The sequence below is a fragment of the Bradyrhizobium sp. A5 genome (assembly GCF_042076515.1).
Lineage (GTDB): Bacteria > Pseudomonadota > Alphaproteobacteria > Rhizobiales > Xanthobacteraceae > Bradyrhizobium > Bradyrhizobium cosmicum.
Genome location: NZ_CP148990.1, coordinates 3,522,569 through 3,537,506 on the forward strand (window position 1 = coordinate 3,522,569; position 14,938 = coordinate 3,537,506).

General features: G+C 61.3%; 14 protein-coding genes. 9 read left to right on the plus strand and 5 right to left on the minus strand.

Translation table 11 applies throughout. The annotated features are described in order from the left end of the window. Nucleotides 1-1,916 precede the first annotated feature (1,916 nt). Both WHZ77_RS16870 and WHZ77_RS16875 read right to left on the minus strand, forming a co-directional pair. Nucleotides 1,917-2,087: a hypothetical protein gene (locus WHZ77_RS16870; protein ID WP_375314630.1), complete on the minus strand. Its 171-nt coding sequence runs from the start codon at nucleotides 2,085-2,087 to the stop codon at nucleotides 1,917-1,919. Between the two features lie 134 nt (nucleotides 2,088-2,221). Continuing rightward, a complete protein-coding gene (locus WHZ77_RS16875) occupies nucleotides 2,222-2,470 on the minus strand; it encodes a hypothetical protein (RefSeq protein WP_375314631.1) in 249 nt (82 codons plus the stop codon). 412 nt (nucleotides 2,471-2,882) lie between these two features. On the opposite strand from WHZ77_RS16875, the gene WHZ77_RS16880 reads away from it, so the two are divergent. Together WHZ77_RS16880 and WHZ77_RS16885 are read left to right on the plus strand one after the other, a co-directional pair. After that, the gene (locus WHZ77_RS16880; RefSeq protein ID WP_375314632.1) at nucleotides 2,883-3,626 is read left to right on the plus strand and encodes a DUF2786 domain-containing protein; all 744 of its coding nucleotides are present in this window, start codon (nucleotides 2,883-2,885) and stop codon (nucleotides 3,624-3,626) included. A 295-nt stretch (nucleotides 3,627-3,921) separates the two neighbouring features. Beyond that, nucleotides 3,922-4,113: a hypothetical protein gene (locus WHZ77_RS16885; protein WP_375314633.1), complete on the plus strand. Its 192-nt coding sequence runs from the start codon at nucleotides 3,922-3,924 to the stop codon at nucleotides 4,111-4,113. A gap of 24 nt (nucleotides 4,114-4,137) precedes the next feature. Here WHZ77_RS16885 and WHZ77_RS16890 read toward each other — a convergent pair whose 3' ends face one another. Further along, nucleotides 4,138-4,362, minus strand: a complete 225-nt coding sequence (locus tag WHZ77_RS16890) for a hypothetical protein (protein ID WP_375314634.1) — start codon at nucleotides 4,360-4,362, stop codon at nucleotides 4,138-4,140. A 235-nt stretch (nucleotides 4,363-4,597) separates the two neighbouring features. Between WHZ77_RS16890 and WHZ77_RS16895 the strand changes: the two genes are divergently transcribed. After that, on the plus strand, nucleotides 4,598-4,915 hold the full coding sequence (locus tag WHZ77_RS16895; RefSeq protein WP_375314635.1) for a DUF1476 domain-containing protein: 318 nt from the start codon (nucleotides 4,598-4,600) through the stop codon (nucleotides 4,913-4,915). Nucleotides 4,916-4,930: 15 nt separating this feature from the next. Here WHZ77_RS16895 and WHZ77_RS16900 read toward each other — a convergent pair whose 3' ends face one another. Beyond that, nucleotides 4,931-5,521, minus strand: a complete 591-nt coding sequence (locus WHZ77_RS16900) for a TIGR00645 family protein (RefSeq protein WP_375314636.1) — start codon at nucleotides 5,519-5,521, stop codon at nucleotides 4,931-4,933. Nucleotides 5,522-5,675: 154 nt separating this feature from the next. Between WHZ77_RS16900 and WHZ77_RS16905 the strand changes: the two genes are divergently transcribed. From WHZ77_RS16905 to WHZ77_RS16915, 3 genes are all read left to right on the plus strand, one after another. After that, nucleotides 5,676-5,969: a hypothetical protein gene (locus WHZ77_RS16905; RefSeq protein ID WP_375314637.1), complete on the plus strand. Its 294-nt coding sequence runs from the start codon at nucleotides 5,676-5,678 to the stop codon at nucleotides 5,967-5,969. A gap of 965 nt (nucleotides 5,970-6,934) precedes the next feature. Further along, nucleotides 6,935-7,861: a septal ring lytic transglycosylase RlpA family protein gene (locus tag WHZ77_RS16910; RefSeq protein ID WP_375314638.1), complete on the plus strand. Its 927-nt coding sequence runs from the start codon at nucleotides 6,935-6,937 to the stop codon at nucleotides 7,859-7,861. A gap of 87 nt (nucleotides 7,862-7,948) precedes the next feature. After that, nucleotides 7,949-8,891 (plus strand): IS630 family transposase gene (locus tag WHZ77_RS16915; RefSeq protein WP_375309090.1). Its coding sequence is split into 2 segments (ribosomal slippage): nucleotides 7,949-8,284 and nucleotides 8,286-8,891, totalling 942 coding nucleotides; the frame shifts between segments, so codons are not numbered across the junction. Between the two features lie 67 nt (nucleotides 8,892-8,958). On the opposite strand, the gene WHZ77_RS16920 is transcribed toward WHZ77_RS16915, so the two are convergent. Then, nucleotides 8,959-13,152, minus strand: a complete 4,194-nt coding sequence (locus WHZ77_RS16920; protein WP_375314639.1) for an IPT/TIG domain-containing protein — start codon at nucleotides 13,150-13,152, stop codon at nucleotides 8,959-8,961. Between WHZ77_RS16920 and WHZ77_RS16925 the strand changes: the two genes are divergently transcribed. The 3 genes from WHZ77_RS16925 (at nucleotide 13,088) to WHZ77_RS16935 (ending at nucleotide 14,904) form a co-directional block, all read left to right on the plus strand. Then, nucleotides 13,088-13,519 (plus strand): hypothetical protein, encoded by a 432-nt coding sequence (locus WHZ77_RS16925; protein WP_375314894.1) that lies wholly within the window; start codon nucleotides 13,088-13,090, stop codon nucleotides 13,517-13,519. The genes WHZ77_RS16920 and WHZ77_RS16925 overlap by 65 nt on opposite strands. A gap of 182 nt (nucleotides 13,520-13,701) precedes the next feature. Then, nucleotides 13,702-14,244: a phage tail protein gene (locus WHZ77_RS16930; protein WP_375314640.1), complete on the plus strand. Its 543-nt coding sequence runs from the start codon at nucleotides 13,702-13,704 to the stop codon at nucleotides 14,242-14,244. A gap of 132 nt (nucleotides 14,245-14,376) precedes the next feature. Next, nucleotides 14,377-14,904, plus strand: a complete 528-nt coding sequence (locus WHZ77_RS16935) for a phage tail protein (RefSeq protein WP_375314641.1) — start codon at nucleotides 14,377-14,379, stop codon at nucleotides 14,902-14,904. Nucleotides 14,905-14,938: the final 34 nt, after the last annotated feature.

Sequence of the window (14,938 nt, forward strand, 5' to 3'; positions counted from 1 at the left end):
GCATCTTTATCTCGGCGTGTGCACAGGTCTACTGATCGCTTGGTAGCCCACGAACAGAGACTCGCCGGTACACGGCTGCTGGCCGTTCATTTTCATTAAATATTACGGGGGCCATTTCCCGAGTTGGAAAATACAGCTACGCTGCTCCTATAGCCGGGTTTTTTGCCAAGTTGTTTTTATGTCCGATTAGTGAGGGCGCGATGGATATTTACAGCCTGCGTGTGCGACACATTTCTGAGGAAACCCAAAAGTTGAACGATATCATGCTGGAGATCCAGCGGCTGCGCGCTCTCGTTGCGCGAGCAGAAGTCGAAGTCCTAAGTGGACGGCATCCCAAGAAAGCCCCGCCTGCAAGAAGCAACGTCAGGCTCGCCGTCAATGCGAGCACGGGAAGGGTCGCCAGCCCTGCGTAATCTCTTGCCTGGAGATTCCGATGAGCATGTCTCTGCCGTACCTCGGCGTCGCGGTTTGTTTCGCGGTGTCCGCCTGGCTGAGATTTGCCTGGATGCTTTAAAGTCACCTCCGCGAAGCGATACCGCTACGCATTTCGAGGAAGGCCCGCCGGGGCTGGCTGCGGGGCGGGCCTTCCCCAAGCACAGGGCCGCGTATGTCCCCCACGGCACCGTCCCCAGAAAATAATATAAAATAAATCTATTTAAGAAAATCTGATCAAGATTAGTCGTCGCTTAAAAATATAACTCCGGGAAGTTCACGGGCGATGTAGGCGACGAAGACCACGGCTGCCAAAAATAATGACGCTAACGCCATTGAGGCACAAAGGAACATTGCGAAATACTCTCATTAAACGATTAATGTAGGGTCCTATGCGCATTATTTGGTTCCCGCAATTCAATTGAAGAATTAAGCTTGAGGAAGACTCAAGTCGGGGGAGACGTGGGTATTTTGTTTCTCATACTCGCGGCGTGTGTCGTTGGTGTTCTTCTTCTGCTAGCATTTCGCCGATAGGGCCGACGGCGGACGCAATAGTTGCATTGAATCCTCAGTCCGCCCGAAATTAAGGTTTTCGGCTGGTTGTTTTTGACTGTGCGCGATCGAGCGCGTTCACTCCATAGCGTGGATGGAGACGAATGTGATCGTTTGGCTGCTGGTCATCATCATCATCTCGGTTAGCGTAGCAATCCTGATCGCCCACGCGATTGACGCAATACGTTCCTGAGGCAAGCGCAGAGGCGCGGGAACATGTCATCCGATAGGCACTGACTTCGCGGGAGCGCGGTTGCGGCCGCCGGCCAGCTGCTCGACATAGTCGTCAATTGCGCTCTGCAGCTTCTCGACGTCCGCCGCCGTGGGCGCGCCGCTTGAAGATCAAGTAATGGCGCAGTCGGTCGCAGTGGCAGGACGAACACCGTTATGTTTGGGAACGATGTTCCGTTCTGCAGGCCGATGATAAAATCGGATGGAAGAGGGTCGCTGAACGAGCTCCTCCAGGCGCTGAAGAGCGAGCTGTCGCACACCGAAATCCGATAACCTTTTGTCCGTGCGATTGAGAAAAATCATCCGTGAGAATGACGACGTCGGCCTGAATAGGCGCATAATCGTCAGGCGTCTGTGGGCTCCGGTACTCCGCCAGCCCCGATATCGGCGCCTCGCTGGATGCAAAAACGCCGCCCGCTTAAATACATTGCGGGCGGCGGCTTCCAGCCCCGGGGGGATGGTGCAAAACCCCGGCGAAGATTGGTCCAGTTGGAGTAACTCGAGGTTCAATCGCCACCAGAGCGACTTTTGACCCTGAAACCATTCACGCGGCCGTGCGGAGTGGTCCCATGGGCGTCGAGACCGAGAAGTATGTGACTTTTGCAGAAGAATGCTGAAGCCGCGCCGCCAATGCACGAAACAGTGCAGACGAAGAACTCGGCTCGCCCTCGCTGAAGAATGGTTGAAGCTGGCGCGAGAGGCTAACGGTGATGCATCCGCCCGACCGCCACAATAAGGCTTGGCCGATCGAGAACTTCCACCAATTGGTCGAGAAGGGCGCGCTCGTTATTGCGCGGTTGCGGCTTTAGGTATTCTTCCAAAATACGCTGCGCATCGCTGACGGCTTGAAGAGCCAGTTCTTCGTCTTGCATGGAGCTAAACTCCCATTCATCCCCAGATAACACAGATTTTATTAAATTTGTTCCATTTAAATTAAATCCGGGTTTTATGAAGATCATTTGCGCGGGGTCTAGGCATGTCTTGCGTGTAACGAGGTTAGATGCACTCAATGTAGCGTCGGCTCAGCTGGTTCGCTTGGAAGTCGCAACCGAGCGTGGCATGCGTCGATTTCGGATTGATTGGGCGCAGGAAGCGCAGCGACGTTATCCAGCGTTTCGATCAGTTCCGGTAGCCAAGCTGCGCACGCGGCGGCGGTGCTAGAGAGCGCCCTGCTGTTTGCACCCTGCGCCTTCATGCCGGGAATCGAGGCTGAAACGACCCCCGCGTAGATCGCGTCCAGAAGCATGTTCAACATGATCGCCATCCCCCTTATTGATTGGCAATCACGCTAAGGGCGGATTGTTTCGGGGGAACTTCGCCGCTTTGCGAAATGGTTTCGTGAGATACCGATGAAAGTCTATCCGCGTTTATTGGTCATGTGTTGGACACGACAGCGGAGAAGGGTGCTAAGTGATCGATTTGCTCAGGTCGTCCGTGCGCGCCTTGGATCCGCTCCCCAGCCATTGTGAACGAGGGCCTGGGCGGCAGGCCGCAAGGCACGCTCGGGGCGTAGAACGACGGTTGAGATGGTGCTGAGACGACCCGTTGCAAACACCGTAGCTATTATTCCGAGGCGTAAAAAAGACGAGTTAGATCAACGAGGTTGACGGACAGCCCTTCCTATTCGCCCGGGGGCCGCCGGTCGAGATTTCCCGGACAGGTGATAGGTGAATCAGACGTTCAATCCGGCCGCGCTCGACAAGCTGAAGCTCCGCATTCAGGCGTTGCGCGCCAAGACGATCGCCAATGGCTGCACCGAGGACGAGGCGCTGTCTGCCGCCGCGAAGGTCGCCGAGCTGCTGGATCGCCACGATCTGTCGCTCTCCGACGTCGAGCTGCGCGCCTCGCCGTGCGAACGGAGGGTCTACGAGACCCATCGCAAGAAGCGAATTCCCCTGGACGACTGCATTGGCGCGATCGCGCATTTCTGCGATTGCCGGGTCTGGCGCGAGAAGAACGCGGCCGGCGAGAGCAGCTATGTGTTCTTCGGTCTCGGCGCGGATATCGAGGTCGCGCATTATCTGGCCGAGTTGATCGACGGCGCCGTGCGGGCCGAACTCGGCCGCTTCAAGACCTCGGTCGACTACAGCAGGTTCCGGCACCAGGAGCGGCATCTGGCCAATGCCTCCTTCGCGCTCGGGATGGTCGCGTCGATCGCGGACAGGCTGCTGGCGATCAAGGCCGGTCGCGATCAGGTCAACGAAAGCACCGGCCGCGGGCTGGTCGTCCTCAAGACCTCGGTGGTCGATGCGGAATTCGACAAGCTCGACCTCAAGCTCCGGACCCAGCGCGGCGGCAGCCGGATGGTGTCGATGACGGCCTACGAGGCCGGCGGCGCCGCTGGCGCGTCGCTGGTGATCAATCCGGGTCTTGGCGGGGCGCAGTCGGGGACCACGCGCAAGGGAAGCTGAACGCCTCGGGCGAGGGGGGCGGCTTCGCTCGACCGAGCCACACCGCCACCGGGGACACGCCCGCAACAGGCGATTTCGGAATAATCGCATTTTGCGCCTGTTTTGCCCGACGTGTCAAATCGGGCTTTGCGGGACGCGCGAGGCGGGTAGTGCAACCCTTTGATCCGACACGCACAGGCTACTGTGCATGGGGTTGTTTTCGACATTTTGGCAGGCATGTCGGGAGCCGATGGGACTCTCGGGCGGCGCCGCGGGGGCCAGCGGAACTTTTCTCCCGTGGCCGCGTTACCTTGCCATGGCTGAAGATCTTTCCTTTCGACGCAAACCCCTGACCCCCGAACAGCGCCAGGCGCGCGATGCGGTACGCCGCGTCGAGGCCGAAAAGGCCATGCGCGACCACGAGCAGGCGCAGAAGGCGTTCTACGCCAACAAGGAACGGCTGAGAGCCGAGCGACTCGCGCGAGAATCGGCTGAGCCGAAGACTTGACCGAACGCGGTTTTGTGGGCCGGCTTAGTGCCGGCCCGCAACACGCGTAACGCCCAGGGCGAGTTTCAGTGCTTGCACGGCACCTGCTAGCGCGCCACGGGGAGACTGTGCCTCGATCGCTTCGGCTGCGATCCGGCAATCGTCGGCGACCTTGAGCAATCCGCTTCTCGCGAGATCAAGGGTGGAGAGGGCGGCCTGTTCCAGGCAGACCCGTTGAAGCCGTCGAAACTCCCGCAACTCTTTGTTCATGCGTCAGCTCTCGATGTCCCGGGCCATGCGGCGCTGAGTCTGCTTAACGATTGGTAAACATCTCTGCCTAGCCGACCTGGCTGGCGCGGAGCTGGTGCGGCGCCCGGCCGCCTGCATTGGCGGGCTTGACGGCGTTTGCCTTCCGCCGGAAACTTCAAAGGATCCTGAACTCACATGAACCACGGAGACGTTCACTTAGTCCGATCCGCATCAGACGACAGCATTGGAGCTGACCATGACCACGTTCGACAAGCGCGAGCAGGGCTTTGAAGCCAAATTCGCCCACGACGAGGAGCTCCTGTTCAAGGCCACGGCCCGGTCCAACAAGCTACTCGGCCACTGGGCGGCGGCGCAGCTCGGGCTCAGCGGCCCAGCCGCGGCAAGCTATGTGACCGCGCTGGTGACGGACAATCTGGAGAGCCGGACGATCGACGGCGTCGTGGGCAAGGTGTCAGACGATCTCGCCAGCAAGGGCGTGACGCGTGAGCAGGTCGCGCAGAAGCTCCAGGAATGCTTGCACCAGGTCATTCAGCAGGTTGAAGCGGACAAGTAGGCTGGCCCTTGCGCCTCACTCGCCGTGCTCGCGCATGCCGGAATCGCTGAGCTTGTCGACGTAGGCGATGCCGAGCGCCGAGACGATGAAGGTGATGTGGATCAGTACCTGCCACATCACACCGTTCTCGGTGAAGCTGGCGCGGTCCGAGCCGAGATTGCCGGCTTCGATGAAGGTGCGCAAAAGCGCGATTGAAGAGATGCCGATGATGGCCATGGCGAGCTTGATCTTCAGGACGCTCGCATTGACGTGGCCAAGCCATTCAGGCTCGTCGGGATGCCCCTGCAGGTCGAGCCGCGAAACGAACGTCTCGTAGCCGCCGACGATGACCATCACGAGCAGATTGGAGATCATGACGACGTCGATCAGCGCCAGCACGCTCATCATGATCTGCTGTTCGGTGAGGTCGATCGCATGCCAGGAGAGATGCCAGAGCTCCTTGAGGAACAGTACGATGTAGACGCATTGGGCCACGATCAGCCCGAGATAGAGCGGCAGTTGCAGCCAGCGGGAGCCGAAGATGATCGCCGGCAGCACGCCCAGGCGCGGCGAGGCCGGGCCGGGTCCGGTCTCGGGCTTGGTTCTGGGCTCAGGCTCAACCGACATTCAGGCAGCATCCTCGCAGCGAGATGATCTTGGTTTCATCTAACCCGGCAAGATGGCCGGTGGAAGACGCGAGGCGCAGGTGCGGCCTTTCACGGCGCGATGGCGTGTCGTGTTACCCTGCCTGTCGGCTGTCGCGGGATCGGGAGGTGAGGGGATGTCTTGGACTGTGTTCGCTAGGAGATCCGGCGCGATCGCCGTCGCTGTCGCCGTCCTGATGTGCGCAGCCGGCGGCACAGAGGTCTTGGCAACACCGCTGACGCCGTTTCGCGACGAGGCGCAGGCGCAACGTCATTGCCCGCAGGATCAGGTGGTCTGGCTCGACTTCAGGAAAGGCGTCTATTACGGCAAGAGGCAGAGGCGATACGGTCAGGGCTTTGACGGCAGCTTCGTTTGTCTGAGCGAGGCCCGCGACAGCTTCTATCGCCGCTCGCTATTGGGCCTGCGTTGAGCGGCGCGATCCCAGGCCGAAGAACGAAGGTTTCTATTTCCGGCCCGGCAGATTTACCGGAACGTGCGGGGAGGTGCTGATCACGCGCGGGCTTCCGTCGGCATAGGTACGGTCACCGCGGATCAGCGATTCAAGAACCAGGAAAAATTTCTCAGCAAGCATTTGCGTCACCCTCGTTGGTGATGGCCTCTTGAAATGAGTCGAGGCGGCGAACGCAAAAATTCAATCAACTAACCGGGAGCAGGGCAATAGCCGACCAGGCCGCATGCTGCATCGCGGTGTAGTTGTGGTTAGAAACAAGGAAGGCTGTGTTCGTACTCAGCCAAAGGCCAATGCCACGAGGCTTGAGCAGAGCAGAATCAAACCGCTGGCAGTCAATGCCAGGAAACCATCGGATACGAGGTCATGGTTGCGCATGGGACACCTGCCGCTCTTGTCTTCGATGCTCGGCCGGATTGTTTAAAATTGTCCGAACGTGCCGTCTTGAAAGAGGTGCTTGCCGTCCGCGCGACTGCCCTCAGGCCCTCGTGCGGTAACCTTCAAAAGCATGGGCCAGGAAGATCCCCGCGCTTACCAGACCCATCAGTGCCGAAACCGTCTCGATCATCGTTAAATTCCAAATCCCGCCCTTGCACGCGAGAGAACGCGGGCGGCCTTGCACAGTCAAAAGAATTCCAGGGAAGTTCGCGACAATGGGGGTGGAGTGAGGATTTGGCGCAACAGAATGTCCAGGACTGGCACACAGCGGGGCTGCGTGTTCCGTAGATCAACGGGGGGAAGCGAACGCCCCGTTTACCATCCCGGCGTGATGGCTGTGAGCTCCCCATTTCCGCCGTGTTCGGGTTGCGTTATCCTTACTGTTTCCGACGCGGTGGTGGGCCGCCTCGGAGCAAGGGACCGGACAGTGCTTCCCCGTAGCCAAAAGCGGGTTGGGTACGTCTTCGGTAAAGTGGTGTTTGGGGTACATGGGGATCCGACGATCAGATTCGGTTTTGCGGGTCGCGCGCGGCGTCGCGGCGGTCGTAACCTGCCTCGCGCTCGCCAATTGCGCCTCCTCCAACAAGTTCGCCGGCCGGGTCGATCCGAAATACGGCGTGTCCTCGAGCCCCCGCGTCGTGGCTCTGGGCGATCCCGTGCCGAAGGGCGGCGGGACCTACCGCGTCGGCAAACCCTATGTGGTGGCGGGCCGGACCTATGTGCCCGAGGAGGACGTGAACTATCGCGCCGAGGGTATGGCGTCCTGGTACGGTGATGATTTCCACGGCCGTCTGACCGCCAATGGCGAGGTGTTCGACATGGGCTCGCTGACGGCGGCGCATCCGACCCTGCCAATGCCGTCCTACGCGCGGGTGACCAATGTCTCGAACGGCAAGTCGCTGATCGTGCGCGTCAATGACCGCGGCCCTTATCACGGCAACCGGCTCATCGACGTCTCGAACAAGGCCGCGGAACTCCTTGAATTCAAAGGCAATGGTGTGGCGAAGGTCCGTGTCGAATATGTCGGCCGGGCGCCGCTCGAAGGCTCCGACGATCGCCAGTTGATGGCAACCTTGCGCACCGGCGTTCCGGCGCCGACGCCCTCGATGGTTCGCGTCGCCTCGGCCAGACCCTTCGTGCCGGAGCTTGCGTCCTCAGGTCGGGGAGCGATCCGCGGCGACGTTCCGATGCCGGAGGGGCGGCCCTACAATCTCGGCAACACATCAGCCGATGTCGCCTCCATCAATGCGACCTCCGAAATGTCGGCGTCCAGCCGCAGCCGGGGCCGGGCGCTCCAGAATGCCCGCGCGGTGTCCTACGACCAGGACGGCGGCTACGCGCCTGAGGGCGCTCCGTCATCGGGCGATGGTGCTGCCGAGGCCCGCAGCATTCTGAGCGGTCGCGGTCTCTACTAGAGCATGTTGTTTTTTACCGGAATCGGGATTCCCAGGGGAGCCGATTTCTGATTCAAAGTTCATGCTGGAGGACGGAGGCCAGCATGGATGACGCGACCCTATTCGGAAGACCTTCGTGAACGGGCTCTGGCGCGGGCTGACGCAGGGGAGACGGTTCGCTCGATTGCAGAGGCGCTTGAGATCAGCCCGTCCTGTGTAACGAAGTGGAAGAATCTGAGGCGGGAGACTGGAGGCGTTTCGCCTGGCAAGATTGGTGGTCACAAGAAGCCGGTTCTATCCGGTGCCCATGCCGACTGGCTACGCAAGCGCGTTCTCTCTGGGCCATTCACCTTACGGAAGCTGACACAGGAGTTGGCAGCACGCGGGATCAAGACAGATGTGCGGGCCGTGTGGACGTTTGTGCATGCCGAAGGGCTGAGCTTCAAAAAAAACGATCCTGCCGGCCGAACAAGATCGCCCCGATATCGCTCGTAAACGGACGCGCTGGAAGGCCCATCAAGGCAAGATTGACGCTTCACGCCTGATCTTTATCGATGAGACCTGGATCAAGACCAACATGGCACCACTGCGCGGCTGGGGTCCGAGTGGACAGCGGCTCCAGGCATCCGCGCCTTTCGGTCATTGGAAGACCATGACTTTCATTGCAGCGCTGCGGCACGACCAGATCAGCGCACCTTGGGTCATCGACGGCCCCATCAATGGGGAACTCTTCACCCTCTATGTCGAGAAGGTTCTGGTGCCAACGCTGGCAAAAGGCGAGGTCGTCATCCTCGATAATCTCGGCAGTCACAAAGGCAAGTCCGCCCGCAATGCCATCCGCGCCGCCGGAGCGCATCTGCTCTTCCTGCCGCCCTACAGTCCCGACCTCAATCCGATCGAACAGGTCTTCGCCAAGCTCAAACATCTGATGCGAGCTGCAGAGCCGCGTGACGTCGAGGCAACCTGGCGCAAGGTCGGTGAACTGCTCGACCTCTTCTCCGCGCAGGAATGCGCCAACTATCTCAAAAATTCAGGCTATGTTTCCGTATAAAAACAGCACGCTCTAACTGATCCCCGAAAAATCCAGCCAGCTGCGTTGCCCATCACTGGTGCAACGCTCAGAACGGGATGCGCGCGCGTCCCGTGAACGTCCAGATCTGCGTGTTGCCGCCGATGCCACCAAGCTCGGCGCCGAAGCCGACCGTAGCCCCGCCCGCAAGCCTTGCGCCAATGCCGCCCGTGGCGCGGGCCGACCAGCCCTGGAGCAGGGGTGTCGAGGCCAGCGGAATGCCGCCAGCGGCGACGATCGCGGCCGCGTCATCCTGGGTGAAGTAGTAGTCGGCATAGATACCGGCAAACGGCATCAGCAGCACGCTATCGAGCCAGGGCACGGGATAGGACACCTTGTTGCCGGCGGAGGCGCGGCCGCTGGAGAAGGTGCGGGCCGCCTGCGGAGTGCCGAGCGAATCGACATAGGCGTTTTCCCGCTCCCAAAGCGCGTACACCTTGGCCGACGGCTCGATATTGAAATTGGCCCAGCCGTAGGTGCCGGTGAAGCCGGTCGCGAACATCCAGCGGTTGCCGTTGAAATTGCCCTGGGCCGTGCCAGCTACGCCGTCATAGCCGATGCCCGAATAGGTCACAGCCGCGTCGTAGCGCAGCGTCGGGATGATCTTCCAGCCGAGATAGGCACCGACCGTCCAGCCGTCGCCCTTCAGCTTTCCGTTGATGTCGGTCTGGGTGTAGCTGAAGTTCTCGTAGCCGCCGGTCACGCCGACCAGCAGGTTGGGCTTCGCCCGGTAAGTCAGGCCCGACAGCACGTTGATCTGCTGGCCGTAGAGCGTGGCCTGGGTTGCCCCCTGACCGATATTGCCGGACGAGCCCCAGCGGTCGAGGCCGGTGCCGCGCACGTCGACCCAGAACAGCCAGTCCTTCTGCTGCTTGAAGCGCGCCGTCGGCGGGGCCTTTGCCGGCGCAGCCCGATCGATTGCGGCAAAGGCGTCGTCGATCCGCGATGAGCCGCGCGTACCCCGACCGCCCGTGCCGGAGCTTGCGTTGCCGGCATAGGCATTGGCGCCCTGGGAGATGGACTGAGGCTTGCTGTCATCCTCGTCACCGTCAGGCGCGGCGGCGAAGTTGACGCGCACCCCGCCGGCGCCCGGAATGATGTATTGTCCACCACTACTGAACCCTTCCGAGATCGCGGTGTCGATCGCGCCAGAGATCGCCTGGCCGGAGCTCTGAGCCACGACCTTGGTGACGTTGAGCTGGAGCGCGCGCAGCTTGGCGCTGTCGGCGGGAATATCGACCGACTGGTTCAGGGCCGGCGAGGTCGAGGCGTTGAAGGCTGGATTGCCATTGTAGGTCGCCGTAATTGTGTGATTGCCGACGGCGAGCGTCGTTGTCGCGAAGGTCGCGACACCGGCCGACAGTGCGGAGGTGCCGATCGGCGTGCCGCCGTCGTTGAAGGTCACTGTCCCCGTCGGCGTTCCGCCCGAGCTGCTTACGGAGGCCGTGAACGTGACGGACTGACCGAAACTGCTCGGATTCTGCGACGACGTGAGCCCCGTCGTCGTGGCTGACACATAGGCAAATCGGTCCGCGGCCGAGGTGGGCGACGTCCCGCCGACCGTCGTCACGGAGACGTCGACCGTGCCGGCCCCGGCGGGAGAGGTCGCGCTGATCGAGGTCGCGGAGTTGACCGTGAAGGTCGTTGCGTTCGTCGCCCCGAACTTCACGGCGGTCGCGCCCGTGAAGTTGGTGCCGGTGACCGTCACCGACGTTCCGCCGGCAAGCGGGCCCGAAGTCGGCGAGATCGACGTCACGGTCGGTGTGCCGAAATAGGTGAACTGGTCCGCCGCCGAGGTGGCCGATGTGCCGCCTGATGTCGTCACCCTGACGTCGACGGTGCCGGTGCCGGCCGGCGATGTCGCGGTGATCGAGGTTGCTGAGTTGACCGTAACCCCGGTGGCAGGCGTTGCCCCGAACGTCACGGCGGTTGCACCGGTGAGATTGGTGCCCGTGATCGTCACCACCGTCCCGCCGGCAAGCGGGCCCGAAGTCGGCGAGATCGACGTCACGGTCGGTGTGCCGAAATAGGTGAATTGATCGGCGGCCGAGGTGGCCGATGTGCCGCCTGATGTCGTCACCCTGACGTCGACGGTGCCGGTGCCGGCCGGCGATGTCGCGGTGATCGAGGTTGCTGAGTTGACCGTAACCCCGGTGGCAGGCGTTGCCCCGAACGTCACGGCGGTTGCACCGGTGAGATTGGTGCCCGTGATCGTCACCACCGTCCCGCCGGTCGACGGACCGAAGGTCGGTGCGACCGAGCTGACGGTCGGCGCGGAGACGTAGGTGAATTGATCGGCGGCCGAGGTGGCCGATGTGCCGCCTGATGTCGTCACCCTGACGTCGACCGTGCCCGTGCCCGCTGGCGACGTCGCCGTGATCTGGGTGGCCGAATTGACCGTGAAGCCCGTAGCCGGTGTTGCGCCGAAGTTCACCGCCGTCGCGCCTGAAAACCCACTGCCGGCGATCGTGACCGTGGTGCCACCGGCAAGTGAGCCCGTCGTCGGCGAAATCGATGTGACCACAGGGGTGCCGACATAGGTGAACTGATCCGCGGCCGAAGTCGCGGACGTCCCGCCTGATGTCGTCACCCTGATGTCGACCGTGCCCGTGCCCGCCGGCGACGTCGCCGTGATCTGGGTGGCCGAATTGACCGTGAAGCCCGTAGCCGGTGCTGCGCCGAAGTTCACCGCCGTTGCGCCTGAAAAACCACTGCCGGTGATCGTGACCGTGGTGCCACCGGCAAGCGGGCCCGCCGTCGGCGAAATCGATGTGACCACAGGGGGGCCGACATAGGTGAACTGATCCGCGGCCGAAGTCGCGGACGTCCCGCCTGATGTCGTCACCCTGACGTCGACTGTGCCGGTGCCGGCCGGCGATGTCGCGGTGATGGACGTCGCGGAATTGAACGTGAAGCCCGCGGCCGCCGTCGCGCCGAACGTCACTGCCGTGACACCGGTGAAATTGGTGCCTGTGATCGTCACGGTCGTACCGCCGGCCGTAGGACCTGCGGTCGGCGAAATCGACGTCACGGTGGGAGCAGGGATGTAGGTGAACTGGTCAGCCGCTGACGTCGCCGATGTACCGCCTGATGTGGTGACCCTGACATCCACAGTGCCGGTGCCGGCCGGCGAGGTTGCGGTGATCGACGTCGCGGAGTTGAACGTGAAGCCGCTCGCAGGTGTCGCGCCGAACGTCACGGCTGTCACGCCCGTGAAGTTTGTGCCGGTGATGGTGACCGTCGTGCCGCCCGCGCCCGGGCCTGACGTCGGTGATATCGACGTGACCGTGGGGGCCGCGACATAGGTGTACTGATCGGCGGCCGTTGTTGCGGATGTTCCGCCTGGCGTCGTGACTGTGACATCGACCGTGCCGGTGCCCGGTGGCGAGGTCGCTGTAATCTGGGTCGCCGAGTTGACGGTGAATCCAGTCGCCGTTGTGCCGCCGAAATTGACCGCAGTGGCGCCGGTGAAGCCGGTGCCGGTCACGACCACCGTTGTGCCGCCGGTGGTCGGTCCCGACGTCGGGGAGACAGACGTCACGGCCGGTACGAGGACATAGGTGAAATGATCCGCGGCAGAGGTTGCCGACGTCACGCCAGTATTCGTTACCGTGACGTCGACGGTACCGGTTCCGGCAGGCGAGGTGGCGGTGATCGATGTCGCCGACACGACGTTGTAGCTGGCGGCATTGACACCGCCAAACTTTACGCCGCCGGCGCCGGCTGTGCCCGTAAAGTTGGTGCCGGTGATCGTCACCAGTGTATTGCCGGTTGTGGGGCCGCTTGTCGGAGAGACTGCCGTCACCGTCGGTGGCGGCAGGGTGACGGTAATCGTGAAGGACGTGTCCGTCGTCGATGAACCGGTACAGTTGCTGGTGAATGAGCAGTTCTGCGCATACCAGAGCGTGATCGTGTCGGTCCCCGATCCGGAGACCGTGTTCAAGGTAATGTCGTATTCCGGGAAAGTGAGATTGCCGGAATCCTGCACCGGCGAAATGGTGTAAGTGGCCTTGCCCGTCGAATAGCTTAGATTGGTAGGAGTTCCAGCACCCGTCACTGGATAAGTGAGATTGGCGTCGGCGTTTGGGTTCGCTCCGTTCGCTGTGCCGTAAAGACCCCACACGACGTGGTCTTCGGTTACGCAAAGTCCGACTTGATTGCCGCCACCGGTTCCATTGATGGTGACCGCAGCGCTGCTGGTTGATCCAGACGTGAAGTTGCAGGCGGCGTTTGCAGCGGCCATGGTACCAAGCACAACCGCAGCAGCGAAGCAGACCAAACGCCCTGCCTTCCACGCAACCACGCGGAGCGCGGCAAGACAGCTTTGTGCGGTCCGGCTCGTGAGATTCACTGCGCCCCCATCGCGGCTCGCCCTCGAACTGGACCTTGCCGCTGCAAAAAATCTTACTCAAAAATCCGACAGCTACCGGTTGCGTGCATTAGGGCGTGACTACCTGCTCCGAGCAAGCGCGCTGACGATCGTTGCCGGTAAAACCCGCCATGCCCAAGCACTTTTCGATCACCCGTTGCAGCTTAGCAACACGGCAGGTTGGGGTAGAGTTGGGGGCGGCGCATCGTCAAAAACAATTCCGCAGTCCGAGCAATCGTAAAAGTTGTTGCTTTTAATGATTGCTCGGTGAGCTTGACTGTTCTGGTTCCGCCCACTAACAATCTTAGCGAGCATATGATTGTAAGGGACTACTGATTTCAGACCGCCGTGCGTCAAAACTCCGCGCAGAAATATTCGCCAAAACGAAGAAGTTATCGATCGCCTGTTGGAATAGGGGGGAGCATGCCGTTACAGCCCGTCCTGGGTCAGATCATGCCCTTTGCTGGCACGACAGTGCCGAGAGGTTGGGCGCTGTGCAACGGCGCCCTGATGGCAATCCAGACCAATCAGGCGCTATTCTCATTGCTCGGCACTTACTACGGTGGGGATGGCATCAGGACGTTCGGATTACCTGATTTGCGTGGCCGCGCAATTATCGGGTCCACCGGCGGTGGAGGTAACTTTCCTGCCGGCATGACCAGCGGAACAGTTTCGGCGACCTTGAGCACGCAACAGCTTCCGAGCCACAATCATATCATTCAGGCGTCAACAACCCAGGGGGCCGGAAGAGGGGCTGTTCCAGCCAACAACCTTTTCGGTACCAACACACTTCCGCCAACTGGTCCAAAGTCTATTTTCCTGACCGCTGGTGGCGGAGAGACTCCGCTCGCGCCGGGCACAAATGTCCTGAACGAAGGCGGCAACCAAGCTCACAACAATATGCAGCCTTATCTGGTCATCAACTACATGATTGCTCTGAACGGCATCTTTCCGTCGCGAGACTGAGACTTTGACCGCGAACCTTTCGAGTTTCCGAAAGCTGCTTTCAGAATCGGGCTTTTAGCGAATTGCGCTTCGTGAGAGGCGACACGTTTCGGACTATGCGTTGCAGCTTTGAGCTTGAAAGGGACTTCGGCGATGTCAGACCCCTTTATCGGCGAAATCCGGTTGTTCGGGTTTCCACGGGTGCCGGATGGCTGGCTGGCCTGCAGTGGACAGAGCCTGCCGATCTCACAATACGACACGCTTTACGCCGTCATCGGCACGACCTATGGCGGCGATGGCGTCCAGACCTTCAATGCACCTGATTTGCGCGGGCGGGTGCCGATTGGCCAGGGCCAGGGGCCGGCTTTGCCGCTGTATGTGCTCGGTGAGATCGCAGGCGAGGACGGACATGTCCTGATCGAGAACGAGATGCCCCAGCACAGCCACGCGCTGATGTCCTCCACCACCACAGCCACAACGCCAACGCCGTCTGCGACGGTTCATCTGGCAACGGCGTCAGCGGGAAATCTCTACGCGCCAGCAGCGGACGCTGCGCCGTATGAGACGATGGCGGCCTGCGTCGCGCTTGCAGGCAACAGTTTGCCGCACAACAACACCATGCCGACAGTCGTGGGTAATTATTGCATCTGCTTCGCCGGCGTCTTTCCATCATCGGGCTGATGACGCTATCGCAGGTCAGGTCGATAGATTTCGC

What these genes read in the sequence shown, in the direction of transcription:
- WHZ77_RS16870 (WP_375314630.1), bottom strand. Translation starts at nt 2,087, where the DNA reads ATGCAAGACGAAGAACTGGCTCTTCAAGCCGTCAGCGATGCGCAGCGT.
- WHZ77_RS16875 (WP_375314631.1), bottom strand. Translation starts at nt 2,470, where the DNA reads ATGTTGAACATGCTTCTGGACGCGATCTACGCGGGGGTCGTTTCAGCC.
- WHZ77_RS16885 (WP_375314633.1), top strand. Translation starts at nt 3,922, where the DNA reads ATGGCTGAAGATCTTTCCTTTCGACGCAAACCCCTGACCCCCGAACAG.
- WHZ77_RS16890 (WP_375314634.1), bottom strand. Translation starts at nt 4,362, where the DNA reads ATGAACAAAGAGTTGCGGGAGTTTCGACGGCTTCAACGGGTCTGCCTG.
- WHZ77_RS16895 (WP_375314635.1), top strand. Translation starts at nt 4,598, where the DNA reads ATGACCACGTTCGACAAGCGCGAGCAGGGCTTTGAAGCCAAATTCGCC.
- WHZ77_RS16900 (WP_375314636.1), bottom strand. Translation starts at nt 5,521, where the DNA reads ATGTCGGTTGAGCCTGAGCCCAGAACCAAGCCCGAGACCGGACCCGGC.
- WHZ77_RS16905 (WP_375314637.1), top strand. Translation starts at nt 5,676, where the DNA reads ATGTCTTGGACTGTGTTCGCTAGGAGATCCGGCGCGATCGCCGTCGCT.
- WHZ77_RS16910 (WP_375314638.1), top strand. Translation starts at nt 6,935, where the DNA reads ATGGGGATCCGACGATCAGATTCGGTTTTGCGGGTCGCGCGCGGCGTC.
- WHZ77_RS16925 (WP_375314894.1), top strand. Translation starts at nt 13,088, where the DNA reads ATGGTGACCGCAGCGCTGCTGGTTGATCCAGACGTGAAGTTGCAGGCG.
- WHZ77_RS16920 (WP_375314639.1), bottom strand. Translation starts at nt 13,152, where the DNA reads ATGGCCGCTGCAAACGCCGCCTGCAACTTCACGTCTGGATCAACCAGC.
- WHZ77_RS16930 (WP_375314640.1), top strand. Translation starts at nt 13,702, where the DNA reads ATGCCGTTACAGCCCGTCCTGGGTCAGATCATGCCCTTTGCTGGCACG.
- WHZ77_RS16935 (WP_375314641.1), top strand. Translation starts at nt 14,377, where the DNA reads ATGTCAGACCCCTTTATCGGCGAAATCCGGTTGTTCGGGTTTCCACGG.